At 68.2% G+C, this 22,247-nt stretch carries 25 protein-coding genes; 15 read left to right on the top strand and 10 right to left on the bottom strand.

Annotated elements, in window-relative coordinates; translation table 11 throughout:
* Position 1: 1 nt before the first annotated feature.
* The 5 genes from ACWPOC_RS10480 to ACWPOC_RS10460 are packed head-to-tail and all read left to right on the top strand — an operon-like array spanning position 2 to position 4,272.
* Positions 2-1,069 carry an ABC transporter ATP-binding protein gene (locus ACWPOC_RS10480; RefSeq protein WP_455408586.1) on the top strand — a complete coding sequence of 356 codons (1,068 nt, stop codon included), beginning with the start codon at positions 2-4 and terminating at the stop codon, positions 1,067-1,069.
* Positions 1,066-2,109, top strand: coding sequence for an ABC transporter ATP-binding protein (locus ACWPOC_RS10475; protein WP_455408585.1), 1,044 nt, complete (start codon positions 1,066-1,068; stop codon positions 2,107-2,109). Before ACWPOC_RS10480 ends, ACWPOC_RS10475 begins: the two co-directional genes overlap by 4 nt.
* A gap of 10 nt (positions 2,110-2,119) precedes the next feature.
* Complete coding sequence (locus ACWPOC_RS10470) at positions 2,120-2,404, top strand: hypothetical protein (protein ID WP_455408584.1); 285 nt, start codon at positions 2,120-2,122, stop codon at positions 2,402-2,404.
* Positions 2,405-2,410: 6 nt separating this feature from the next.
* Positions 2,411-3,337 (top strand): ABC transporter permease, encoded by a 927-nt coding sequence (locus tag ACWPOC_RS10465; protein ID WP_241384953.1) that lies wholly within the window; start codon positions 2,411-2,413, stop codon positions 3,335-3,337.
* A gap of 47 nt (positions 3,338-3,384) precedes the next feature.
* The gene (locus tag ACWPOC_RS10460; protein ID WP_455408583.1) at positions 3,385-4,272 is read left to right on the top strand and encodes an ABC transporter permease; all 888 of its coding nucleotides are present in this window, start codon (positions 3,385-3,387) and stop codon (positions 4,270-4,272) included.
* Positions 4,273-4,332: 60 nt separating this feature from the next.
* Here the strand turns inward: ACWPOC_RS10460 and ACWPOC_RS10455 are convergent, their stop codons facing one another.
* Positions 4,333-5,112 carry an IclR family transcriptional regulator gene (locus ACWPOC_RS10455; RefSeq protein ID WP_120280392.1) on the bottom strand — a complete coding sequence of 260 codons (780 nt, stop codon included), beginning with the start codon at positions 5,110-5,112 and terminating at the stop codon, positions 4,333-4,335.
* 225 nt (positions 5,113-5,337) lie between these two features.
* On the opposite strand from ACWPOC_RS10455, the gene ACWPOC_RS10450 reads away from it, so the two are divergent.
* Genes ACWPOC_RS10450 through ACWPOC_RS10420 form a run of 7 tightly spaced genes read left to right on the top strand, consistent with a single transcriptional unit; the run spans position 5,338 to position 12,808 of the window.
* Entirely contained in the window at positions 5,338-7,113 is a 1,776-nt protein-coding gene (locus ACWPOC_RS10450; RefSeq protein ID WP_455408582.1) for a nitrilase-related carbon-nitrogen hydrolase, read from the top strand.
* Complete coding sequence (locus tag ACWPOC_RS10445; protein ID WP_455408581.1) at positions 7,103-9,238, top strand: FAD-dependent monooxygenase; 2,136 nt, start codon at positions 7,103-7,105, stop codon at positions 9,236-9,238. The genes ACWPOC_RS10450 and ACWPOC_RS10445 overlap by 11 nt, the downstream gene beginning before the upstream one ends.
* Entirely contained in the window at positions 9,235-9,975 is a 741-nt protein-coding gene (locus tag ACWPOC_RS10440) for a maleate cis-trans isomerase family protein (RefSeq protein ID WP_455408580.1), read from the top strand. The genes ACWPOC_RS10445 and ACWPOC_RS10440 overlap by 4 nt, the downstream gene beginning before the upstream one ends.
* A 31-nt stretch (positions 9,976-10,006) precedes the next feature.
* Positions 10,007-10,333 (top strand): Dabb family protein, encoded by a 327-nt coding sequence (locus ACWPOC_RS10435; RefSeq protein ID WP_120280388.1) that lies wholly within the window; start codon positions 10,007-10,009, stop codon positions 10,331-10,333.
* Positions 10,330-10,998 (top strand): isochorismatase family protein, encoded by a 669-nt coding sequence (locus ACWPOC_RS10430; protein ID WP_120280387.1) that lies wholly within the window; start codon positions 10,330-10,332, stop codon positions 10,996-10,998. The genes ACWPOC_RS10435 and ACWPOC_RS10430 overlap by 4 nt, the downstream gene beginning before the upstream one ends.
* Positions 10,998-11,939 carry a DUF3089 domain-containing protein gene (locus ACWPOC_RS10425; protein WP_455408579.1) on the top strand — a complete coding sequence of 314 codons (942 nt, stop codon included), beginning with the start codon at positions 10,998-11,000 and terminating at the stop codon, positions 11,937-11,939. Before ACWPOC_RS10430 ends, ACWPOC_RS10425 begins: the two co-directional genes overlap by 1 nt.
* Positions 11,936-12,808, top strand: coding sequence for an alpha/beta fold hydrolase (locus ACWPOC_RS10420; protein ID WP_455408578.1), 873 nt, complete (start codon positions 11,936-11,938; stop codon positions 12,806-12,808). The genes ACWPOC_RS10425 and ACWPOC_RS10420 overlap by 4 nt, the downstream gene beginning before the upstream one ends.
* A gap of 22 nt (positions 12,809-12,830) precedes the next feature.
* Here ACWPOC_RS10420 and ACWPOC_RS10415 read toward each other — a convergent pair whose 3' ends face one another.
* From ACWPOC_RS10415 to ACWPOC_RS10400, 4 genes are read right to left on the bottom strand one after another with little or no spacing between them, the layout of a single operon-like run.
* Positions 12,831-13,325, bottom strand: coding sequence for a VOC family protein (locus ACWPOC_RS10415; RefSeq protein WP_455408577.1), 495 nt, complete (start codon positions 13,323-13,325; stop codon positions 12,831-12,833).
* Between the two features lie 49 nt (positions 13,326-13,374).
* A complete protein-coding gene (locus tag ACWPOC_RS10410) occupies positions 13,375-14,544 on the bottom strand; it encodes a zinc-dependent alcohol dehydrogenase (RefSeq protein ID WP_120280383.1) in 1,170 nt (389 codons plus the stop codon).
* Positions 14,544-15,107 (bottom strand): SRPBCC family protein, encoded by a 564-nt coding sequence (locus ACWPOC_RS10405; protein ID WP_120280382.1) that lies wholly within the window; start codon positions 15,105-15,107, stop codon positions 14,544-14,546. Before ACWPOC_RS10405 ends, ACWPOC_RS10410 begins: the two co-directional genes overlap by 1 nt.
* 57 nt (positions 15,108-15,164) lie before the next feature.
* Complete coding sequence (locus ACWPOC_RS10400; protein ID WP_230790619.1) at positions 15,165-15,497, bottom strand: hypothetical protein; 333 nt, start codon at positions 15,495-15,497, stop codon at positions 15,165-15,167.
* Positions 15,498-15,740: 243 nt separating this feature from the next.
* On the opposite strand from ACWPOC_RS10400, the gene cysK reads away from it, so the two are divergent.
* Both cysK and epsC read left to right on the top strand, forming a co-directional pair.
* Positions 15,741-16,676: a cysteine synthase A gene (gene cysK / locus ACWPOC_RS10395; protein ID WP_016694541.1), complete on the top strand. Its 936-nt coding sequence runs from the start codon at positions 15,741-15,743 to the stop codon at positions 16,674-16,676.
* 8 nt (positions 16,677-16,684) lie between these two features.
* The gene (gene epsC / locus ACWPOC_RS10390) at positions 16,685-17,263 is read left to right on the top strand and encodes a serine O-acetyltransferase EpsC (RefSeq protein WP_006552687.1); all 579 of its coding nucleotides are present in this window, start codon (positions 16,685-16,687) and stop codon (positions 17,261-17,263) included.
* An 86-nt stretch (positions 17,264-17,349) separates the two neighbouring features.
* On the opposite strand, the gene ACWPOC_RS10385 is transcribed toward epsC, so the two are convergent.
* Together ACWPOC_RS10385 and ACWPOC_RS10380 are read right to left on the bottom strand one after the other, a co-directional pair.
* Complete coding sequence (locus ACWPOC_RS10385; protein ID WP_059383777.1) at positions 17,350-18,798, bottom strand: aldehyde dehydrogenase; 1,449 nt, start codon at positions 18,796-18,798, stop codon at positions 17,350-17,352.
* 115 nt (positions 18,799-18,913) lie between these two features.
* A complete protein-coding gene (locus ACWPOC_RS10380; protein ID WP_455408576.1) occupies positions 18,914-19,393 on the bottom strand; it encodes a nucleoside deaminase in 480 nt (159 codons plus the stop codon).
* A gap of 110 nt (positions 19,394-19,503) precedes the next feature.
* Between ACWPOC_RS10380 and ACWPOC_RS10375 the strand changes: the two genes are divergently transcribed.
* Complete coding sequence (locus ACWPOC_RS10375) at positions 19,504-19,920, top strand: hypothetical protein (RefSeq protein ID WP_230790623.1); 417 nt, start codon at positions 19,504-19,506, stop codon at positions 19,918-19,920.
* Between the two features lie 57 nt (positions 19,921-19,977).
* Here the strand turns inward: ACWPOC_RS10375 and ACWPOC_RS10370 are convergent, their stop codons facing one another.
* From ACWPOC_RS10370 to ACWPOC_RS10360, 3 genes are all read right to left on the bottom strand, one after another.
* Positions 19,978-20,409, bottom strand: coding sequence for a CBS domain-containing protein (locus ACWPOC_RS10370; RefSeq protein WP_174246985.1), 432 nt, complete (start codon positions 20,407-20,409; stop codon positions 19,978-19,980).
* A 106-nt stretch (positions 20,410-20,515) separates the two neighbouring features.
* Positions 20,516-21,418 carry an ROK family protein gene (locus tag ACWPOC_RS10365; RefSeq protein WP_455408575.1) on the bottom strand — a complete coding sequence of 301 codons (903 nt, stop codon included), beginning with the start codon at positions 21,416-21,418 and terminating at the stop codon, positions 20,516-20,518.
* Positions 21,419-21,440: 22 nt separating this feature from the next.
* Positions 21,441-22,196, bottom strand: a complete 756-nt coding sequence (locus tag ACWPOC_RS10360; RefSeq protein WP_120283687.1) for a class I SAM-dependent methyltransferase — start codon at positions 22,194-22,196, stop codon at positions 21,441-21,443.
* Positions 22,197-22,247: the final 51 nt, after the last annotated feature.

The raw sequence follows: 22,247 nt of genomic DNA, 5'->3' as shown, positions 1-22,247 counted from the left end.
CATGTCCCCAGTTGCCTTCGCGCCGGTCGCCCCGGCGACAGCGGTCGAGACGGCTCCCGTGGCGCTCTCGCTGCAGGACCTCGAGGTCTACCTTCCGCGTGCCGACGACGAGCTGCAGATTCTGCACGGCGTCTCCTTCGATGTACCGAAGGGCTCGGTCGTCGCCCTCGCGGGTGAATCCGGCTCCGGGAAGTCCACCGCCGCACTGTCGGCGATGCGGCTGCTGCCCTGGGGCGCACGCGTGAAGGGCCGGATCCTCGCCGACGGCCGCGACGTCGCCGCCATGAGCCGCGACGAATTGCGCCGCTTCCGCGCCGGCCACGCCCGGATCGTTCTGCAGGACCCGTGGAGCTCGTTGCATCCCATGCACTCGATCGGCGGCCAACTCGTCGAGTCGGCGCGTTCCGCCGATCCTGCGCTGTCGAAGCGGCAGGCCCGGGAGCTGTCCGTCGAGATGCTGCGCCGGGTCGGTCTGCCCGATCCGGAGTCGCGCATGACCGCTTATCCGCACGAGATGTCGGGTGGGCAGTTGCAGCGGGTCCTGATCGCGATGGCACTCGTGGCGCGGCCACAGTTGCTGCTGTGCGACGAGCCGACCACCGCGCTCGACGTCTCCACCCAGGCCCAGATTCTCGAGCTGCTGCTCGAACTGAACCGCGACATGGGGCTGACGATCGTGATCGCGACACACGACCTCGACGTCATCGCCGGCATCGCCGACCGTCTCGTCGTGATGTATGCGGGCAGAGTCGTCGAAGACGGCCCCACCGCCGAGGTGATGGCCGCGCCGCGGCATCCCTACACGTGGGCGCTCATGCAGACCGCGCCCAAGCACAACACGGGCACGCGGATGCGCACGATCGACGGACGCCCACCGGCCCTCGACGCCCTGCCGCCCGGGTGTGCCTTCGCGGATCGCTGCGAGTTCACCACCGAGGTGTGCCGCGAGTCGCGCCCCCGACTGGTCCTGATCGACTCGGCCACCGTCCACCGCACCGCGTGTACTCGTGTCCGGTCGGAAACAGGTGGCGGTACCGCCACCGTCGATACTTCGCGGGAGGTCGTGTGATCGCCGAGGATGTCGTCCTGGATCTCCAGGACGTGGTGCAGACGTTCACCGGCCCGAACGGCCACAGGATTCACGCGGTCAACGGTGTGACCCTCGCCGTGCGCCGAGGCGAAACCGTCGGGCTCGTCGGTGAATCCGGCAGTGGCAAGACCACCGTGGGACGGACGGCGCTGCGTTTGTACGACCCGACCGGCGGCCGGATCGTGTTCGAGGGTGACGACGTGACCCGGATCAGGGGTGCGGAACTGCGGAAGAAACTGCGCAGCCGCACGGCGATGGTCTTCCAGAACCCCACGACCTCGCTCAACGGCTACATGCGCCTCGGCGACATCCTGCGCGAGCCGCTGGACGTGCACAGGGTCGGGACGAAGGCGGAACGCGTGGCGAAGGTCGAGCAGATGCTCGACTCGATCGGCCTGGGCGCGGCCTATGCGTACCGCTATCCGCACGAGTTGTCCGGTGGACAACGGCAACGTGTCGGCATCGCCCGTGCTCTGATGCTCGATCCCGCCCTCATCGTCGCCGACGAACCGACGGCCTCGCTCGACGTCTCCGTCCAGGCGCAGATCGTCAACCTGCTCGAGGACATCCAGACGGAGCGCGGTTTGTCGTACCTGTTCATCAGCCACGATCTCGCGCTGGTACGCCGCATCAGCCACCGGATCGCGGTGATGTATCTCGGTCGCATCGTCGAGATCGGCACGAGCGAGGACATCTTCACGCGCCCCCTCCACCCGTACAGCACCTCGCTCGCGTCGATGGAACTGTCGCCGGAGAACCGGATCGTCCCGCAGGGAGAGCTGCCGTCTCCCGCGAATCCACCGTCGGGATGCGCCTTCCACGGCCGGTGCCCGATCGCCCGCCCGCAGTGTTCCACCGAACGGCCGTTGTTGACGGTCGTCCCGGGCGGGGGACCGGCGGAGGAACGCGCTGTCGCCTGTCACTTCCCCGGCGAGCTGACGCTGGCGACCGAGCTGCACACGCACTCGGCCGTCCCGGCACCGCTCCCGCTCGTCCCCGCGGCCGCAGCCGCTTCCTAGGAGGTTTCTCATGCCCGGATTCGCAGCGGATCACCCCCGATATCTGGTCGCCGACACCGACGTCGAGACCGTCTACCGGATGCTGCTCGAGGTGGCATCCGAACTGTGGGTCACCCGCGACCGGTTGCTGCTGCTCGAGGGGACACTCACCCGGCGTGGCCTGATGTCGGCGGCCGAACTCGAGGAACTCGCTTTCGACGACACCCAGGCGGCTCTGCTGGAAGAGGAAAGGCAGCGGTTCGTCGGACGTCTCTTCGGGTGCGTCGAGGACGTACCCGCGACCGACGGGCGGTGATCGGCGATGAAGATCGTTCGCTTCGTGATGTGGAAGCTCCTGCTGCTGGTGACCGTCATCGTCGGTGTGACGACGTTGATGTTCACCCTCACGCGACTGTCCGGCGACGCCGCCGTGCTCATGTCGCCGCCCGAGGCCTCCGACGCCGTCGTCGAGGCCACCCGTGAACGGCTGGGTCTCGATGCCCCGCTGATAGTGCAGTACGTCGATGCTCTCGTCGGCGCGTTCACCTTCGATTTCGGTACGTCCTTCGTGACGAAGGAAGCGGCGAGTGCTCTCGTCCTCGAGCGCATGGCGCCGAGCCTGTCGATCGTCGTGCCGGCGTTGCTGCTCGCCGCTCTGCTGGCCTTCGCGATCGGTACCTACGCGGCGCTGCACCAGGCGGACGTGCGGGGGCGTCTGCTCATGGCAGGTGCCTTCGTGCTCGACGGCATCCCGTACTTCCTGATCGCTCTGGTCCTGGTCCTGATCTTCGCGATCCAGCTCGGCTGGCTCCCCGCCACCGGCGGAGGAACCGCAAGCCTGATCCTGCCGATCGCCGTGCTCACCATCCAGGGATTCGCGACACTGTCGCGGTTGACCCGAGGGCAGCTCATCGACGCGCTGTCCCAGGGCCCGGTGACCATGGCGAAGTCCAAGGGACTGTCACCCCGGACGGTGCTGTTCAAACACACTGTGCCGCTGGCGGTTCCCCCGCTGATCTCCTATCTGGGCATTCTGTTCTCCTTCCTGATCGGCTCCCTGCTCATCCTCGAACCTCTGCTCAACTACGCGGGTATGGGCCAGCTCCTCGTGCGCAGCGTCAACCAGCGCGACTTCCCTGCGGTGCAGGCGTGCGTGTTCGTCATCGCCCTCCTCATCACCGTGGTGAACATCGTGATGGACACGCTCGTGCGGGTGCTCGATCCCCGTCTCCGAACGAAGGTGGCCTGATGACATCCTCTCCTGCCCCCGCATCCCCGGCTTCGACCGTGCCAGTGGTGAAGTCACCGGGCCGGATGCGCGAGATCCTCACGAAGGCGTGGAGGAACCCCACCGGAAAATTCGGTTTCCTGACACTGGGGGTGCTCGTGCTCGCAGCGCTCGTCGCGCCCCTCATCGCGCCCCACGATCCGACCGCGCAGGTTCTCACCGCTGCCGACCGGGCGCCGGCCTGGCTGGGCGGGGAAGGCGGCTACCTGTTCGGGACCGACTCGCTCGGCCGTGACGTCTTCAGCCGCATCCTCTACGGTCTGCGCCTGTCGCTGGTGATCGGCATCGTCGCCGCCACCATCAGTGCGGCGCTCGGACTGGTCCTCGGTATCGTCGCCGGCTGGTACGAGCGGTTCGCCGGCAAGATTCTCATGCGGATGGCCGACGTACAGTTCGCCGTTCCGTTCGTCGCCGTCGGTATCGCCCTGACCGCGGTCATCGGCCCCGGCATCACGCCACTGCTGATCATCCTGTCGGTGTGGGGATGGACGACCTACGCGCGGACCATCGCGAACTCGGTCTCCCAGATCAAGCGTCAGGACTTCGTCACCGCTGCACGAACTCTCGGTGCCTCGACGCCGCGGCTCATGTTGCGGCACGTAGCGCCGAGCGTGCTCGCCCCGGTCGTCGTGCTGTGGTCGACGAGTGCGGGCGTGCTCATCCTCGCCGAATCGGGTCTGAGTCTGCTCGGTCTCGGTGTGCAGGCGCCCGTCTTCTCCCTGGGCAGCATGCTCGCCGACAGTCAGATCGCATTGCGGTTGTCGTGGTGGTCGGTGCTCTTCCCGGGCTTGGCACTCCTGCTGATCGTATTGGCGTTCAACATGATCGGAGATGCGTTGCGCGACGCCTTCAATCCGAGTTCGGCTCTCGTTCCTCGTAATCCCGAACTGGTCTGACGCGCTACGGACGGACTGCGGGCCCGGCGGTGATCAACCGCCGGGCCCGCAGTCCTGTCGTCACGACGGGTCGGATCCGTCGAGTGCGTGGGAGATCTCGGACGCGGCGTCGCGGATCAGCGAGATGATCCGCGCGCGGCGCGTGGCATCGGTGCGGAAGATCGGGGCGGCGGTCCCGATCGAGGCGACGGTACTGCCGTGCGAGACGATCGCCGCGGCCGTGCCCCAGATGCCTTCGTCGATCTCCTCGAAACTCTCCGTCCAGCCGTCACGATGGACGACGTCCAGTGCGTCGTCGGTGAGCTGAGCGGCGAGCCCCGGATCCATCCCGTCGCCGATCGCCGCGACGACCGCGGCGCGTTCCGGCCGGCTCATGGATGCGAGCAGGACTCGGGACATGGAACCGCGATGCAGCGACATGGCCTGGCCCTTGTCGAACTGCAACCGGACGGGGCGCTGCGATTCGACACGGTCGACGCAGTACGCAGCGCGTCCTCCGCGCCGGGCGACCAGCACGGTCTCGTCGATCTCGTCCCGGATGCGTGTCATGATCGGCATGGCGATCTCGATGATCGGGGGGCGGGCGGCTTCACATGCCGCAGCCAGTGACATCACGAGATCGGTGACGCGGTAACCGTTTCCGGACGACGCTTCGAGCAGGCCCACCTCGCGCAACAGGGCGACGTAGCGGTAGGTCGAGGTGACCGACAGGTCCAGGCGTTCGGACAGTTCCGCGACCGTCCAGGTGGGGCGGTCCTCGGTGAAGCACAGCAGGGCCTTGAGCAGTTTGCGGCTGCTGCCCGCTCCGGATACCTGATGTTCGGTCTGGCTGGGTGGCATGGGTGTCGATTCTCCTGGGCCGGTCGAAGTGGCGTGAACGATCGCGGGCGTCTACGTCGGATCCGGATCGTGAACTCTCTCATAATGTGGCAATCACTGTTCCCCCAAGCAATCACGGCGAGCATGTTCACATGGTTGTTACCTGCGGAGTTCCCACGGAGACGAGTACGAAACCTGAGGCGCGCATAGTCGAATTCCACAGTCTGCATGATGGAGTCGCATATTATGGAAACAATCTCGGTGCTGGATACGTTCTCCGATCCGGATGCCACGGAGACCACGGTGCGCGTCGGAGCCGCCCAGTTCTTCTCCGGAACCGACGTCGACGCGAACGCCGCCCTGTGCGTCCGGTACCTCCGGGCCGCCGCAGCGGCAGGCGTACGACTGGTCGTCTTCCCCGAGAACAGCAACCGCGTCCGTGACTATACGGACCGGGAACAATGCTGGGAGCTCGCCGAAGACCTCGACGGCAGCTTCGTCCGAACTCTCCGGGAGGCATGTGCCGAACTGGGCATGTACGCCGTCGTCGGCGTCGATATCCGTGGCGCACAGAGCCCGGACGTGCACATCGCCTCCCTCCTGCTCGGTCCGGACGGAGAGATTCTCCACGTCCATCACAAGACCGTCTTCTGGGACTACGAGTACACGCTGTTCGTCCCCGGGACCAAGCCGCTCGAGATCGTCGACACCCCTCTCGGGCGCATCGGCCTGCTCATGTGTGCCGACGGCATCGTGCCCGACGTCCCACGGGTTCTCGGCCGGCTCGGTGCCCAGCTGTTCTGCAACTCCCTCAACTCGCGTGGCCCGGACGAACTCCGCGTCCACGTCCCCCTCCGATCGATCGAATCACACGTCTGGCACGTCGCCTCGAACACCGTCGGGGGCCCGGCCGACGGATGGCCCTGGATGGGCGGCTCGCAGATCGTCACGCCCACCGGCGAATCGCTGGTGTGTGCCGGCGAGGAGCAGGAAGGGCTGGTGTGGGCCGACATCGACATCAGCCTCGCCGACGACAAGCACGTCGACGGACTCGCCGACATCGTCGCCTGGCGCAGGCCCGATCTGTACGGCGACCTCATGGCCGACCATGCCGACCTCCCGGTGGCCGCAATGCTCGGCCCGGCCGATCCCGAGATGCCTCCCAAGCCGCTCGACGTCGCGACCCTGCAGGTGTCGTGGTTCCACAACCAGGAATGGACCATCACCCGCGCTCTCGGGCAGATCGAATACGCGGCGCGCCGCGGCGCCACGCTCGGAGTCCTGCCGGAATTCTTCTGCTTCCGTCGCGGCGAACCGGCCGCCGACCCTGCCGGCGCCGCACGCACATCCGCCATCGTCCTCGCCCGCCTGCAGGCCGCTGCGGCCGAGCACCGGCTGTGGCTCGTCGTCCACCTCGTCGAGGCGGAGCCGGACACGGACGCGGACACGGTGCGCTACTACTCGACCGCCTATCTGATCGACGACACCGGTGCGATCGCCCTGCGCTACCGCAAGACCCACCTCGACGACGTGGACAGCACCTGGGCGACCCCGGGCGGTGACATCCCGGTGGCGCAGACGAGGATCGGTGCCATCGGCCTGATGATCGGAAACGAGGTGTGGGTCCCCGAGGTGATGCGGCTGCTCACCCTGCGCGGCGCCGAACTCGTCGCGCACCCGACCGACTGGGACCGCATCGAAGCGGCGGAGATGGCGGCCACCGAACGCACCGAGGAGAACCGGGTCCACCTGGTGTCCGTGACCCGGCTCGACAGCCCCGCCCGGATCGGCAGCCAGATCGTCCGCGCCGACGAGTTCGAGCCCGGCCAGCCCATCGCCCTGATGCGTTATCCGTCCGCGCAGTGGACCCGGCACGGATTCGAGGAGCAGCTCCTCCAGCGACTCGACCTGCGCGAATCCCACAGCAAGATGATGGGTTACCACCTCGACCCTGTCGGCACCCGTCAGCCCGGGTTGTACGGCCCACTGCTCACCGAAAGGATCACCGAGAGTGTCCGCTAACGCTGCCCCCGACCCTTCGTTCCCCGACATGCACACCGTCGCTGTGGCGGGCATGGGCCCGGTCGGCATGGTCGCCGCGCTCCGTCTCGCGCAGATGGGTCACGATGTCCTCGTCCTCGAGGCCGGCGACGAGTTGTCGGCCGAATCGCGTGCCTCCACCTTCCATCCCTCGAGCCTCGAACTCCTCGATCGGCTCGGCGTCGCCGACGCCCTGCACGAGGTCGGACTGAAAGCCCCTGTCTACCAGTACCGGGAACGCACCGGCGCCGTGCTCAGCGAGATGGACATGACGATGCTGGCAGGGGAGACGAAGTATCCCTACCGCTTGCAGAGCGAGCAGAACAACCTCACCCGCATCATCCACGATGTGCTGGTGACGATGCCCAATGTCACTCTGCGGTTCTCGAGCCCGGTCGTCCGAGCCGAACAGGGCGACCGGCACGTGCGTATCCACCTCGAGGGCGGGCACCGCGACCGCCCCATGCGCGCCCGCTGGCTGATCGCCGCCGACGGTGCACAATCGGCGATACGCAAGTCGCTCGGAGTGTCGTTCGAGGGGCGGACCTACGACGAGCGATTCCTCGTCGTCTCCACCACGCACGAATTCCGCGACGACTTCCCCGATCTCGCCTACGTCTCGTACATCTCGGATCCGGAGGAATGGGGTGTGCTGCTGCGCACCCCCAACCACTGGCGCGTGCTGTTCCCGGTCCGTGAAGGGGAATCCGACGACCACGCTCTCGACCCCGGCGTGATCGAAGCGCGATTGCAGCGCATCGCGGCACAACCGACCCCCTACGAGGTCGCCCACGCCTCGATCTACGCCGTGAACATGCGTGCCGCCTCGACGTTCGCGGTCGGGCAGATCCTGCTCGCCGGCGACTCCGCGCACGTCAACAACCCGCTCGGCGGCATGGGGATGAACAGCGGAATCCACGACGCCTGGGCCGCGGTCGAATGCATCGACGCCGCGCTCACCGGAACCGATCCCGTGCATGCGGCCTCCCTGTACAGCGAACTGCGTCGCGACGCGGCGCTCAACCACGTGCAGGCACGTGCGCAGAACAACTACGACTCCATGCGCGACGACGATGCGACCGCCCGCGCATCGCGCGCCGACAGCTTGTCGGCACTGGACCGCGATCTGTTCGACAAGCGTGAGCACCAGCGCACCGCGGCGATGTTCACGTCGCTGCGGATCACCCTGGGCAGGCTGGCCCGCGAACTGCGCTCGGTGCCCGACTCGGCACGCCCGGCCGGGCGTGTTCTGTCGGAGAAGCTCTGCTATGGACCGATTCTCGCGCCCGGTGTCTACGACGGCGTTTCGATGGCCGCGCTCGGCCGATCCGGCTTCGGCGCCGGATATGTCTCGGGGGCGGCGGTATCCGCAGTCGCGCTGGGCAGACCCGATCTCGGATATCTCGGCCTGGCGGACATGGCCGAGCACGTCCGACGGCTCACCGCCGTGAGCGATATCCCCCTCATCGTCGACGGCGACACCGGTTACGGCGGCGTCCTGCAGGTGGGCGACGCGATCGCCCGATTCGAGGCGGCAGGCGCGGCAGCGGTGCAACTCGAGGATCAGCTCGCCCCGAAGCGTTGCGGTCATCTCGCCGGCAAGGAACTGGTCCCGGTGGAGGAGATGGTCGCCAAGATCGAGATGGCCTGTGCCCGGAGGTCGTCCATGCTCGTCATCGCCCGCACCGATGCGCTGACGGTCGACGGTTTCGACGCGGTCCTCACCCGCGCGCGGGCGTACGCCGCAGCCGGCGCGGACCTGATCTTCGCCGAAGGTGTGACCACCGAGGCGGACCTGCGTGCCCTGCGCGACGTCACCGGTGGGATTCCACTGGTGGTCAGTCTGTCGGAGGCCGGCGATCATTCGCAGTTGCCGTCCGAGCGCATCCTGTTCGAGTGCGGCGTCGCACTCGTCATCCATCCCGTGGCTCCGGTCCTCGCCGCCGCCGACGCCGTCGCGCAGGCCTACGACACGATCCGGGCCACCGGGGAATCCGGACGGTCCGGTGATCACTGGCGGGCCTTCACCGACTTGATGGGCCAGCCCGAACAACTGTCCCAGGCGGCACTGCTCGCCACCCCCACCCGAGCGAGGAGCATCGCGTGACATTCTCTCCGAAAGGGCGCCGGTTCGCGCTCGTCGTCCCGTCCACCAACACCTCCGTCGAGCGGGAGTTCCACCGGATCCGGCCGCAGGACTGCTCATGGCACACCGGACGCATCATGATCGACGCTCCCGCACTGGATTCCGCCGAGGCCTTCGGGTTGTTCCGGGAAGGACTCAACGCGGCTCTGCCGTCCGCTCTCGAGATCGTGATGACCTGCGAACCCGAGTACGTCGTGATGGGTATGTCCGCCGAGACGTTCTGGGGAGGCGTCGCAGGCAACGCCGCTTTCGAGGACCACGTCCGCGCCTTGACGGGCCTCGGGGTCACCACGGGAGCGACGGCCGCCGCGGAAGCGCTGACAGCCTTCGGGGCGAAGAAGATCGGAATCGTCACGCCCTATCAGCCGGTGGGTGACGAGCAGGTCGTGGCCTACTTCACCGAACTCGGCTTCGAGGTGCACGCGATCCACGGTCTGTGCTCGGCGTCGGCCACCTCGATCGCCGACGAGACGCCCGAGACCCTGCGCGCGGCGTTCCTCGAGGTCGACGGCCCGGATGTCGACGCGCTGATCCAGGCAGGCACCAACCTCGAGGCGATCGCCGTCGCCGCGGAGCTCGAGCGTGAACTCGGTAAGCCGGTCGTCGCGATCAATGCGGCGACGATATGGCACGCGCTGCGCACCAACGGAATCGACGACAAGATCAGCGGATTCGGTTCGCTCCTCGAACGCTTCTGACTCCGCTCGACCCGAGATCGAAAGAGGACTCATGTTCAACCATGTCGGACACCTGACCCTCGTGCCCACTGCGACCTCCGACCACATCGGCCGGATCGCCGACGGACTGCTCGAGCTGCCCGAACTCGTCGAGGGTCTGGTGTCGGCGCAGGTCGTGCGCGATGCCGGCCTGGTCGAGGGCAACGCCACTCTGCGCTTCCACATGCGATTCGGCTCCCGTGACGACTGGGCCGCCTACCGTGCCCATCCCGCACACGTCGCCGTCGTCACGGAGCGCATCGGCCCGGTGCTGGAATCGAAATCATTCGTGCAGTACGACGATTCGCAGGTCGTCGAGACCGGATCGGTGGACGTGTGACGGACCTGCTCGCGGAGGACTACGCTCGTGCCGGTTTCGGCGGACGACTCGAACCGGGGGCCCGGCCGGCGCTCGTCGTGGTCGATCCGGCCCGCGCCTACACGGAACCGCGATCACCGCTGTACGCCGGTGTCGAACATGAGGTCGCGGCGATGCTCGAACTGCGCGAACTGGCGGCGCTCGCAGGCATCCCGATCTACCTGACCCGGGTGCTCTACGACGACGGCGACGGGATGCTCGGGGGACTCTTCTTCCGCAAGGTTCCGGCCCTGCGATGTTTCGTCGCGGGCAATCCGCTCGCCGATTTCGTACCCGGATTCGAACCGCGTGCCGGAGAGACGGTGGTGACGAAGCACTATCCGAGCGCGTTCGCGGGAACCTCGCTCGCGGCGTCGCTGACCACCAGAGGTGTCGACACCGTGCTCCTCGCAGGTCTCTCGACGAGTGGATGCATCCGGGCGACCGCCCTCGACAGCCTGCAACACGGTTTCGTGCCGGTCGTGGTGCGTGACGCGGTGGGGGACCGGCATCCTGACCCGCACGAGTCGAATCTGCGCGACATCGCCGCCAAATGCGGCGAAGTGCGCAGCCTGGACGAAGTGCGGGACTACCTCGCCGGGCTGTCCCTGCGCGCGGCTGCCGTGACAGACGGACCACGGCCGTGATGCCCGTCGACGAGTTCGCCGCAGACCTCGCGCTCGACTACCAGGATCCGGCGTCGTGGCTGCACCACGACGACGCGCGGGGGAGTTCCGATGATCCGGTCGTCTTCTACGTCCACCCGACGACCGCGCACGGACCCGGCTGGTTCGGTGATCCCAGCGATCCGGGGACCGACGCGGAGACGGTCCGGGTCGTCGAACGGCAACTCGGCGCGTTCCCGGGGAAATGGTGGGCGCCGCGATACCGGCAGGCCACCACGCGCGCCTTCCACCAACGCGAGAGCGGCGGGATCGAGGCATACGATCTCGCGTATCCGGACGTGTCGGCCGCGTTCGCGGCCTTCCTCGACCACGACGCGGCACATCCGGGACCGCCCCGGCCGATCGTGCTCGCCGGCCACAGCCAGGGCGCCCGGCACGTGCTGTCGCTCGTGGAGGACTACTTCACCAGAGCGGACATCGCCGAGCGGCTCGTCGCCGTCTACTCGATCGGGATCGCGCTTCCCGCAGGGAAACTCGCCCTGGCTATGTTCCCCCCACCGAACGAGGCGGATGCTCCCGGTGTCACCCTCGGGTGGAGGTCCGTGCTCGCCGGCCGGCCCGGCACCGGAACGGCCGGCGGCGACTCCGTGTGCGTCAACCCGATCACCGGTACCACCGTGCGCCCCGGGGCCGGGGCCGGGGCGCACGCCCACCGTCCGGCACACGACCCGCAGTGCGCTCTCCACGGCGTGCGGGTGGCGGCGCACTGCCGTGGCGGAGTGCTCGAGGTGGAGCCCGCCGGTGAGGGAGCGCTCGACGCGGTCGCACTCCCGGACGGGAACCTCCACCGCATCGACGTCGAGTTGTTCGCAGGCAACATCCGGGACGACCTGCGCCGTAGGACCGCGGAGTGGCACCGTCGCGCGACGGCGCGGTCGGCAGAGCAGAAGGGTGAGCGATGACGGGCGAAGATACGTACCCGGTGCCGTTGTGGGAGGAGGTCACCGGTCGCCGGATGCGTTCGGAGGACGGGTGGCTGCACTATGTGGACCTCGGTGAGCGCGGTGATCCCGCAGCGCCGGTGGTGGTGCTGTTGCACAAACTCGGCGGCTGGGTCGCCGACTGGCGGCACGTCGCGGAACCGATCGCCGCGCGGTACCGCGTCGTGGCCGTCGACCTGCCCGGGCACGGTGGTTCCACGATGGACGAGCGAAGCCCGTGGGCTCACCCTCCGAGCGCGAGCGCGAACCGGGTGGCGGAGTTGCTCGCCGCGCTCGGCATCGAACGTGCTCACGTCATCGGCAATTCACTGGGCGGCATCGTCGGTGTGCACCTGGCGGTCGGCCGTCCCGAACTGGTCGTCACGCTCGCCCTCGTCGGGGTGTCCCTCACGGACAGACACAGCCTCGAACGCACCCTCGACAACGACCGTGCGGTGCGGCACCTCTTCGGCCCGGACTGGGAGCCGCTGTCCCTGGGCTCCGCCGCCGCCGACCGTGCCGCCACCGACGATCCCCGGATTCTCACCGAGCAGGACCTCTCGCGCCAGGCGGCCGGCCGGTGGGTGCGGCCCTCCGAACGCGGCGTGGGCCTGACGGGTGTGGCTCATCTGCTTCCCGAGGTGAAGGTGCCGACACTGGTGGTCAACGGTGGGCGAGCGCCGTACCGCACCTACGACGAGCGTGCCCGCGACAGCCTGCCCGACGTCCGGATCGAGACGATCGACGAGGCGGGATCCTTCGTGCATCAGGAACGGCCTGCGGAGGTCGCGCGCCACTGGCAGGAGTTCGTGGCGGAGCGAGGCAGCGGAACCGGAACGGGAGGAAGGTGAATCCGTAAGCGCACCTTCGTCTTCACTCGATGCTGCCGTCCTCACGCGTTCGCGTTGCCGCCCACTCGTCGAGCCGTCGCTTCGCTTCCTCCGCAGGCACGTTCTCAACCCGCGTCATCACGGCCCACCGATGACCGAAGGGATCGAGGATCGACGCGAACCGGTCGCCGGTGACGAAGGTCGACGGTTCTTCGAATACCCGGGCTCCGAGTTCGACGGCCCGCGCGAAAACGGTGTCGACGTCTGCGCAGTACAGGACATAGGAGTGGTCGACGTCCGCGCTTCCGTCCGGGGCCCGCAGCCCCAGTTCCCGGTGCGGGTCGCTCAATTGCATTCGGCCGCGACCGAAGTCGAGTTCCGCGTGCATCACGGTCCCGCCGGGGCCGTCCATCCGCTCGACGACGGTTGCGCCGAACGCGTCGCAGTAGAAGACGATCGCGTCGGATGCGCCGTCGACGACGAGGAACGGTGTGAGGGAGGTGTATCCGTCGGGGACGGGGTTCACTGAGTTCGTCATGGTGCCAGTGTCGGACGCGGGCCCCGCATGCGTATTGAAGAAATCCGACTCACGGCCGGAAGACTGCCCGCAGGCAGTTGTCCTCCTTCTCCTTGAACATCTCGTATCCGCGCACCGCGTCGGTGAGCGGAAGGTCGTGCGTCATGAGCCAACTCGGATCCAGGCGGCTCTCGAGGACGTGTTCGAACAGGGTGGGCATGTACCGCTGGCCGTGTTGCTGCGCCGTCCGCAGGGTCAGGCTCTTGTTCGTGAGCAGCGCCATCGGGAACTTGTCGGTGACACCGTAGATGCCGAGCACCGACACGACTCCGCCCTTGCCGCAGGACAGGATCGCCTCGCGCAGGGAGGTCGCGCGGTCGCTCTCCATCCGCAGCGCCTGCTTGACCTTGTCGTAGGCCTGCATGACGCCGGTTCCGTGACCCTCCATGCCCACGGCGTCGATACAGGCGTCCGGTCCGCGTCCGCCGGTGCTCTCGCGGAGCGTCTCGTAGACGCTGTCGACCTCGGTGTAGTTCACGGTTTCGGCGCCGACCTTCTTCGCGGCGCGGTCGAGGCGGTCGCGGAAACGGTCGATCACGATCACCCTGTCGGCGCCCATGATCCTCGCGCTTGCCGCGGCCATGAGACCGACGGCGCCGGCGCCCCAGACCGCCACGGTGTCGCCCGGGGTGATGTCGCAGAAGTCGGCGCCCATGTAACCCGTCGGTACCGCGTCCGACAGGAACAGGGCCTGTTCGTCGCCGACACCCTCGGGGATCTGGAAGCAGTTGACGTCGCCGAAGGGCACGCGGATGTACTCGGCGTGCGAACCCTGGTACCCGCCGAACGGGTGGGTGTAGCCGTAGATTCCGCCGGTGGGATAGCCCAGCACCGGTTGCTGCATCGCGGCGTTCGGGTTGGTGGTGTCGCACACCGCGTGCAGGCCGTCGGCGCAGTACGGGCACTTCCCGCATCCGATGAACGACGGCACGACCACCCGGTCGCCGACCCGCACGGTGGTCACCTCCGGGCCGGTGTCGACGATCTCGCCCATGAACTCGTGGCCGATCACGTCGCCCTCCCGCATCCCCGGCAGATACCCGCCGAGGAAGTGCAGATCGGACCCACAGGTCGTGGTGAGGCGGACCCGCACGATCACGTCGTGCGGATTGACCAGGCCGGGATCGTCGACCGTCTCCACCGACAACTCGTTCACGCCCATCCAGCACAGGGCTCGCATCACGCGTCTCCTTCCGATTCACGGGCACTCGGACTGCCCTGCAGGGTGGGGATCTCACCGGTCTGCATGAGGGCTCGCGCACGGTAGAGCGCGGTGAAGGTCAGGGCGCCGGTGACGAGATCGGGGACGGGAACCTCGGCACGCAGGGTCATCGCGGTGCCGCCCCGGGGTGCGTCGGACACCGCGAGGACCACGCGCGGGCCCGGGGTGTCCGCGTCGTCCTCGCCGACGAAGGCGAGTCCTTCCGAGGTGACGTCGACGCGGGTGTCCCAGGTCGTCCCGCCGGGGCCCTCCCAGGTCCAGCGCAGCCGGTTCGCTTCGACCGTCTCCACCCGGACGCGGTCGCCGAAGACTCTGCTCAGATTCTCGGGATCCCGCCAGAACTGCATGACCTGCGCCCGTGGAGCCGCGACGGTCACCGTCTGCGGTTTCCGAGCGTCGACGGGCCGGTCGACGGCGCGCCGGACGAATCCGCCCACCGAGCGACCGGCGTCGTCGATCGCCCTGTTCGCGTTCTCCACGACTCGGCTTGCGTTCTGCACGACTCTGTCGAAGTCGACCACGGTGGTCTCCTTGTTCGGATGCTCGGGCCGGTGTCCGGTACTCGGTGTTCGGTGGAGTCAGGGTTTTCCGCGTTTCGGCGTCTGTTCGGCGACACCGTGCCGTAGCGGGGTGTGATCGTCCGGGGAGTGCGACGGATCGACCGGTGAACCGCTCGACGTGTGGTCGACCGGTGGGGCGTTCGTCGGATCGCCACCGGTGGGTTCCGCGCCGGAGGCGAGTTCGTCGCGCCGGGCGGTGAGCACTTCGAGATAGTTCGGCCGGTTCTGGTTCTTCCGCTCGTGCTCGATGAGGACCGTCAACTGTGCTTCGTCGAGTGCGCGGATCCTCGGCGCGAGCGTGCCCGGCGCCAGTTCGTCGTAATCGGGGACGGGAAGATCGTGATGACTCATATGGTCGGCTACCCGTGCTCGGTGGCCGGGCAAACCCGGTCGAGCCGGTCCGAAATCTCGCCGGGCACGAACCCGTCGAGGCCGAGCCGAGCGAAGACACGCCGACTCGCCGGGGAATAACGACGGCGTACGGATACGTTCGTACATCGATGGGCCCGCCGAGTCGTCCGATGATGGCGAAATGGTGCAATAGACCGAGACCGCGACCCGAGCCGCCGTGTGTGGCCATGAGGAGGATCGAGCATGAGCAGGATCTACGACAACGTCACCGAGCTGGTCGGGCGGACCCCGATCGTCAAGCTCAACCGTCTGACCGAGGGGGCCGGCGCCACCGTCGCCGCGAAGCTCGAGTTCTACAACCCGGCCAACAGCGTCAAGGACCGCATCGGTGTCGCGATCATCGACGCCGCCGAGAAGTCCGGTGAGCTGAAGCCCGGCGGCACCATCGTCGAGGGCACCTCCGGCAACACCGGTATCGCGCTCGCCATGGTCGGCGCTGCGCGCGGCTACAAGGTCATCCTCACGATGCCCGAGACGATGTCGACCGAGCGTCGCGTGATGCTCCGCGCCTACGGTGCCGAGATCGTCCTCACCCCCGGCTCCGAGGGCATGAAGGGTGCCGTCGCGAAGGCCGAGGAGATCGTCGCGAACACCGAGAACGCCATCCTGGCCCGCCAGTTCGGAAACCCGGCCAACCCGGAGATCCACGAGCGCACCACCGGTGAAGAGGTCTGGAACGACACCGACGGTGCCGTGGACATCTTCGTCGCGGGCATCGGCACGGGTGGCACGCTCACCGGTGTCGGCCGCACCCTCAAGGCCCGCAAGCCCGACGTGAAGATCGTCGGTGTCGAGCCTGCCGACTCGCCGATCCTCACCGGCGGTGAGCCCGGCCCGCACAAGATCCAGGGCATCGGCGCGAACTTCGTGCCCGAGGTCCTCGACCGCGAGATCTACGACGAGATCGTCGACGTGAAGTTCGACGACGCCATCGAGGTCGCCCGTCGCCTGGGAACCGACGAGGGTATCCTCGGCGGCATCTCGGCCGGCGCCAACGTGTGGGCCGCACTCGAGATCGCGAAGCGTCCGGAGAACGCCGGCAAGCTGATCGTCGTCGTCGTTCCCGACTTCGGCGAGCGCTACATCTCCACCCCGCTCTTCGAGCACATCCGGGACTGATCGCCGTCGTGGGTATCCTGCACACTCTCCGGGAGGATCTGCAGTCGGCGCGCGGCCACGATCCGGCCGCGCGCAGCGACGCGGAGAACGCCATCGTCTATTCGGGGCTGCACGCGATCTGGTCGCACCGCATCGCGCACCGGATGTGGCAGGTGCCCGCCCTGAAGGGACCTGCGCGGATCCTCGCGCAGTTCACCCGGTTCCTCACCGGCATCGAGATCCACCCCGGCGCGACCATCGGCCGGCGCTTCTTCATCGACCACGGCATGGGCGTGGTCATCGGTGAGACGGCCGAGATCGGTGATGACGTGATGCTCTACCACGGCGTGACGCTCGGCGGTCGGTCGCTGGCGAAGGAGAAGCGTCATCCGACGCTGGGCAACCGGGTCACCGTCGGGGCGGGGGCGAAGGTCCTCGGCCCGGTGGTGATCGGGGACGACAGCGCGATCGGCGCCAATGCCGTGGTCACCCACGACGTGCCGGCGGATTCGATCGCCACTGGTATCCCCGCGACCGTCCGGTCCCGCAAGAAGCACGAGCCGCTCGTGGATCCGACGACGTACATCGATCCCGCGATGTACATCTGAGGTCGCGTCCTCCCGAAACACGAAAAGGGGAGGATATGTGCGAGTTCTCCGACGAGAACGCACATATCCTCCCCTTTTTTGCGGGATCAGCCCTCGTAGCCGGGCGGGTAGAGCACGGACTTCAGTTCGCAGAACGCCTCGAGCCCTTCGGGTCCGTTCTCACGTCCGATGCCCGAGTTCTTGAACCCGCCGAACGGCGAACCGGGATCGAATGCGTACCAGTTGATTCCGTACGTTCCGGTGCGCACGCGCGACGCGATCTCGAGACCCTTCTCGATGTCGGTGGTGTACACCGAACCGGCGAGGCCGTAGTCGGAGTCGTTGGCGATCTTCACGGCCTCGTCGACGCTGTCGTAGGGCAGCACGCACAGCACGGGACCGAAGATCTCCTCGCGGGCGATCGTCATCGAGTTGTCGACGTCGGCGAAGATCGTCGGCTCGACGAAGTAACCCTTGTCGAGGTGCGCCGGACGGCCGCCGCCGATCACGACGCGGGCACCCTCCTCCTTGCCCTTGGCGATGTAGCCCTCGACGCGGTCGCGCTGCTTGGCGGAGATCAGCGGACCGATCTGCGCGGCCTCGTCGCCGGGAGGGCCCACGGGGAAGAATGCGGTTGCGCCGGCGACCTTCTCGACGACCTCGTCGTAGCGGGAGCGCGGAGCCAGGATGCGCGTCTGGCCGACGCACGCCTGACCGGTGTTGATCAGACCCGACATCACGAGCATGGCGATGGTGGAGTCGAGGTCGGCGTCCTCGAGGACGATGGCCGCCGACTTGCCACCGAGTTCGAGTGAGCAGCGCTTGAGGTTGCGCGCCGCGATCTCACCGATGTGCTTGCCCACCGCGGTCGAGCCGGTGAAGGTGATCTTGTCGATGTCGGGATGGGACACGAGGTTCTCGCCGGTCTCGGCGCCGCCCGGAACCACCGACAGCACACCTTCGGGAAGGCCTGCCTCGGTGAAGATCTCGGCGATGAGGTTCACGGCCAGCGGAGCCTCGGGTGCGGGCTTGAGCACCACCGAGCATCCGGCGAGCAGAGCGGGCGCGATCTTGTTGGCGCACAGGAACAGCGGCACGTTCCACGCGATGACGGCGGCGACGACGCCGACCGGTTCGCGAGTGACGCGGGTGCGGCCGAAGGATCCGGTCCGCTCCTCGACCCAGTTGAACGAATCCGCCAGTCCGGCGTAGTAGTTCAGCGTCCCCAGGGCCGGGGTCATCTGCACCATCTGGACGGAGGGGCCCGGCTGGCCGAGTTCGGAGGCGATGACGCCGGCGATCTCGTCATTGCGCTGCTCGATGAGCGAGATGGCCTTGGCGAGCACCTGTGCGCGTTCGGCCGGCGACGTGCGCGGCCACGGCCCGTCGTCGAAGGCGCGCCGGGCGGCGGCGACCGCGGCGTCGACGTCCTTCGGTCCCGCGACCGGCACGGAGCCGACGCGCTCCTCGGTGGCGGGGGAGAACACCTCGAGTCTCTCGTCGGTCGACGGTGCCACCCACTCGCCGCCGATGAACAACTTGTCGTAGTCGGTCATGTCGCTTCCTCACCTGGCTGTGCTCGTGTATCGGCCGTATTCGTGTGGCCTCGAACACTAGAACACGTTACAACTATTGGCCAGGGGGTGACCAGACCGGATTGGACGGGAAGGCTCACTCCCCGACGTGGCAGCGACGGTGCAGGAGCCGAATCGCCTGCTCGAGCTCGGGAACGGGCCCGTCGACGACGGCATCGGGCACTACCTCGCGGATCGGCAGCGGACGGACCGGCGCCGGCGGCACACCCATCTCGCCGAGCCACCGGGCCAGTTGCTCGGAGGACGCCGCGTAGACGATCCGCCCCAGGCCCACCCAGCCGTGCGCGGCCGCGCACATCGGGCAGTGCTCACCGGAGGTGTAGACGGTGGCGGTGGCGCGCCGGTCCGGTTCGAGATGTTCGGCCGCCCACCGCGCGAGGGTGAACTCGGGATGCCGGGTGCTGTCGCCGTCGGCGACGCGGTTGCGGTCCTCGGCCAGGACCTCGCCGTCCGCGTCGACGAGCACCGACCCGAACGGCTCGTCACCTGCCGCGACCGCCTCCTCCGCGAGTTCGACGCACCGCCTCAGATGTTGCAGATCCGTGTCGTTCACCATGGACGTCTCCTTTCTCCCTCGGCTGCACAGTAGGGCGGGGGAGGAGTCGGGTGGCGCGAATCGGCGACCGTCACCACACTGGAGGGTGCCCAACGGTCAGGAGACATGTCATGGCGGAGAACAATCCGTTCGGGTTCGACCCCGAAGATCTCGACCGCGTGGTGCGGGAAGCCGGTGAGGAACTGCGGGAACTGAAGGACCGCATCTTCTCGTTCCTCGAACCGCCGGTGGCGCCGACGCGCACGCAGCCGCGGCCCGAGACCACCGGTGAGAAGGGCGACGGCGTCTGGGTCGTCTACACCACCGACGACGACGGCGTGGCCCGCGTCGACCAGGTCCATCGCACCGAACTCGACGCGCTGCGCACGCTCAAGGGCAACACCGACCCGCGACGCTCGGTGCGGTTCCTGCCCTACGGGATGAGCGTGAGCATCCTCGACCGCCCGAGCGCCACCGAAGACAGTGCCGCAGAGGAGAGTGCCACCGGCGACACGGCTCCCGACGACGCTGCGACCGGCGAGAACTGATCAGTTCTCGGCCACCGTCGTGGAACGGCAAGTCAGCCACCGTCGTGGAACGACAAGTCAGCCGCCATCGTGGATGTACGAGGCGAGCTGGTCGCGTTCGGTCTGTAGTTCGTCGATACGGCTCTTGACCACGTCGCCGATACTGACGATCCCGACCAGCTGAGCGTCCACCACGACCGGCAGGTGCCGGATCCGTTGTTCGGTCATGGTCTCGGCGAGACTGTCGACCGAATCGGTGGGCAGGCAGGTCGTCACCGTCCGGGACATCAGTTCGTGTGCCGGGGCGGCGAGGATCGACGGTCCGCGTTCGTGCAGGGCGCGTACGACGTCGCGTTCGGTGACGATCCCGGCGACGCTCTTGCCCTCGCACACCACCATTGCGCCGATGTTGAATCGTGCGAAGTCGCCGATGAGCTCGCACACCGTGGTGCCGGGCCCGACCGTGTGCACCGCCGAGCCCTTGTTCCGCAAAATGTCAGCAATCCGCATCCGGTACCGCCGATCTGCTCGCAGAGCATCCCGGCGGCCCGCTACCGGTTTCCGCCGGGACTCCGATGTGGTCCTCAGGGTAGGCCGGAAAGCCGGGTGTGCCGGGTCAGGTTATCCAGTCGTGACCTGCGGCGACGATCGATGCGCCGGTGAGGGTGCCCAGTGCGCCGAGTTCGGCGGGGACGATCTGCAGGTCCTGTACGAACCGCAGGCGGGCGTGCCGGGCCGCCGACGCGAGCATCGGCCGCCACAGGTGCCCGCCCGATTGCGCGAAGCCCCCGCCGACGACCACCCGTCCCACATCCGCCAGTGCTGCTGCCGAGGCGATGACCTGGCCCAGTGCCGTCCCGGCCCGCTCGAGTGCCGCCGCGGCGACGCCGACCCCGGCCTCGGCGTCCGCGGCCAGCGCGACACCGTCGGGGCCTTCCCAGCCGTGGGCACGGGCCCAGCGCACCGCCGACGGGCCGCTCGCCACGGTCTCGATGCAGCCGACCCCTCCGCATGCGCACACCGTCGTGCCGTAGGGCGAGACGACGTGCCCGATGTGGCCGGCGTTTCCGGTGCGGCCGCGCACGATCCGGCCGCCGAGCACGAGACCGCCGCCGATGCCGGTGCCGAGCACGACCCCGAGCAGGTCGGCGACGTCGCGTCCGGCACCGAAGCGTTGTTCGGCGAGGGTCGCGGCCGCGCCGTCCATCACCAGATCGACACGGGCGTCGGGGAACAGGGAACGCACGGCGTCGACGAGTGCGAAGCCGGAGCTCCACTCGGAGATGTTGATCGGACCGATCGTCCCGGCGTTCGTGTCGACCGGTCCTGCCGCGGCGATACCCACGGCGGTCACCGGTCCCTCGCCGATCTCCGCGACCTCCCGCAACAGTCCCGCGCACGCGCCCCACACGTCCTTCCGGGGGACCGGCACGGATCGGGCTTCGAGCGGGGTGCCGTCGTCGGCGGCGACGGCCGCGGCGAGCTTGGTGCCGCCGACGTCCAGGGCCAATGCGGTCATGGCGACGACACTAAGCGACGGGTCAGCGTCGCCGCAGGACCAGTACCAGGTTGCTGACGAGGAACTCCCGGACGCCGGGCACGTTCACGAGCCACCACGCCCAACTCGGGTGGTAGCGGGGGAAGGCCGCGAGCAGTTCACCGTCGGGCGTCGAACGTGCCCAGCGCAGACCGTCGCTCGCGCCCACGTCGAACAGTGACACCCCGTACCGGTTCTTCGGCTCCCGGCCGTGCTTGCGGGCGTAGCGCCGGGCCGCGTACTCGCCGCCGAAGGCGTGCCACGGACCGGTCTCGTGCCCGCCGAACGGCCCCCACCACAGGGTGTACGACAACACCATCAGTCCGCCGGGCCGCGTGACGCGCAGCATCTCGTCGGCCATCACCCACGGCGTCGCGACGTGTTCGGCGACGTTCGACGAGAAGCACACGTCCACCGAGCCGGTACGCACCGGCAGTGCCAGGCCCGAGCCGCGGATCGCACCGCCGACCTGCAGGCCGGCGGCGTGCATCTCGGACGGGTCGGGCTCGATCGGCACGTAGCGCGACCCCACCTCGGTGAACGCGTCGGCGAAGTAGCCCGGTCCGCCACCGACGTCGACGACCGTGGTGCCCGTCAGATCGGCGCCGGTCAGACCCGAGTAGAGATCGCCGATGAGGTCGACGGTGTCGCGCGCGAGACCGCCGTAGAACTTCTCGGGTGCCGTCTGCTCGAAGCGGAAGCTGCCGAGCAACCCCACGGAACGGCGCAGTGTGGCGCGGCGGGCGAACAGCCGGGTCACGTCGGTGCGGGGTCGGGTCGTCGATGGCACGTCCAGTCACCTTAGTGCGGG

The sequence above is a fragment of the Rhodococcus sp. 5G237 genome (assembly GCF_053764735.1).
This window is presented reverse-complemented; position numbering and strand designations above follow the sequence as displayed.

Bases quoted from the DNA above. Each gene is read 5' to 3' on its own strand.
- ACWPOC_RS10480 (WP_455408586.1), top strand. From the start codon at position 2: ATGTCCCCAGTTGCCTTCGCGCCGGTCGCCCCGGCGACAGCGGTCGAG.
- ACWPOC_RS10470 (WP_455408584.1), top strand. From the start codon at position 2,120: ATGCCCGGATTCGCAGCGGATCACCCCCGATATCTGGTCGCCGACACC.
- ACWPOC_RS10465 (WP_241384953.1), top strand. From the start codon at position 2,411: ATGAAGATCGTTCGCTTCGTGATGTGGAAGCTCCTGCTGCTGGTGACC.
- ACWPOC_RS10455 (WP_120280392.1), bottom strand. From the start codon at position 5,112: ATGCCACCCAGCCAGACCGAACATCAGGTATCCGGAGCGGGCAGCAGC.
- ACWPOC_RS10450 (WP_455408582.1), top strand. From the start codon at position 5,338: ATGGAAACAATCTCGGTGCTGGATACGTTCTCCGATCCGGATGCCACG.
- ACWPOC_RS10435 (WP_120280388.1), top strand. From the start codon at position 10,007: ATGTTCAACCATGTCGGACACCTGACCCTCGTGCCCACTGCGACCTCC.
- ACWPOC_RS10425 (WP_455408579.1), top strand. From the start codon at position 10,998: ATGCCCGTCGACGAGTTCGCCGCAGACCTCGCGCTCGACTACCAGGAT.
- ACWPOC_RS10420 (WP_455408578.1), top strand. From the start codon at position 11,936: ATGACGGGCGAAGATACGTACCCGGTGCCGTTGTGGGAGGAGGTCACC.
- ACWPOC_RS10415 (WP_455408577.1), bottom strand. From the start codon at position 13,325: ATGACGAACTCAGTGAACCCCGTCCCCGACGGATACACCTCCCTCACA.
- ACWPOC_RS10410 (WP_120280383.1), bottom strand. From the start codon at position 14,544: ATGCGAGCCCTGTGCTGGATGGGCGTGAACGAGTTGTCGGTGGAGACG.
- ACWPOC_RS10400 (WP_230790619.1), bottom strand. From the start codon at position 15,497: ATGAGTCATCACGATCTTCCCGTCCCCGATTACGACGAACTGGCGCCG.
- cysK (WP_016694541.1), top strand. From the start codon at position 15,741: ATGAGCAGGATCTACGACAACGTCACCGAGCTGGTCGGGCGGACCCCG.
- ACWPOC_RS10385 (WP_059383777.1), bottom strand. From the start codon at position 18,798: ATGACCGACTACGACAAGTTGTTCATCGGCGGCGAGTGGGTGGCACCG.
- ACWPOC_RS10380 (WP_455408576.1), bottom strand. From the start codon at position 19,393: ATGGTGAACGACACGGATCTGCAACATCTGAGGCGGTGCGTCGAACTC.
- ACWPOC_RS10375 (WP_230790623.1), top strand. From the start codon at position 19,504: ATGGCGGAGAACAATCCGTTCGGGTTCGACCCCGAAGATCTCGACCGC.
- ACWPOC_RS10370 (WP_174246985.1), bottom strand. From the start codon at position 20,409: ATGCGGATTGCTGACATTTTGCGGAACAAGGGCTCGGCGGTGCACACG.
- ACWPOC_RS10365 (WP_455408575.1), bottom strand. From the start codon at position 21,418: ATGACCGCATTGGCCCTGGACGTCGGCGGCACCAAGCTCGCCGCGGCC.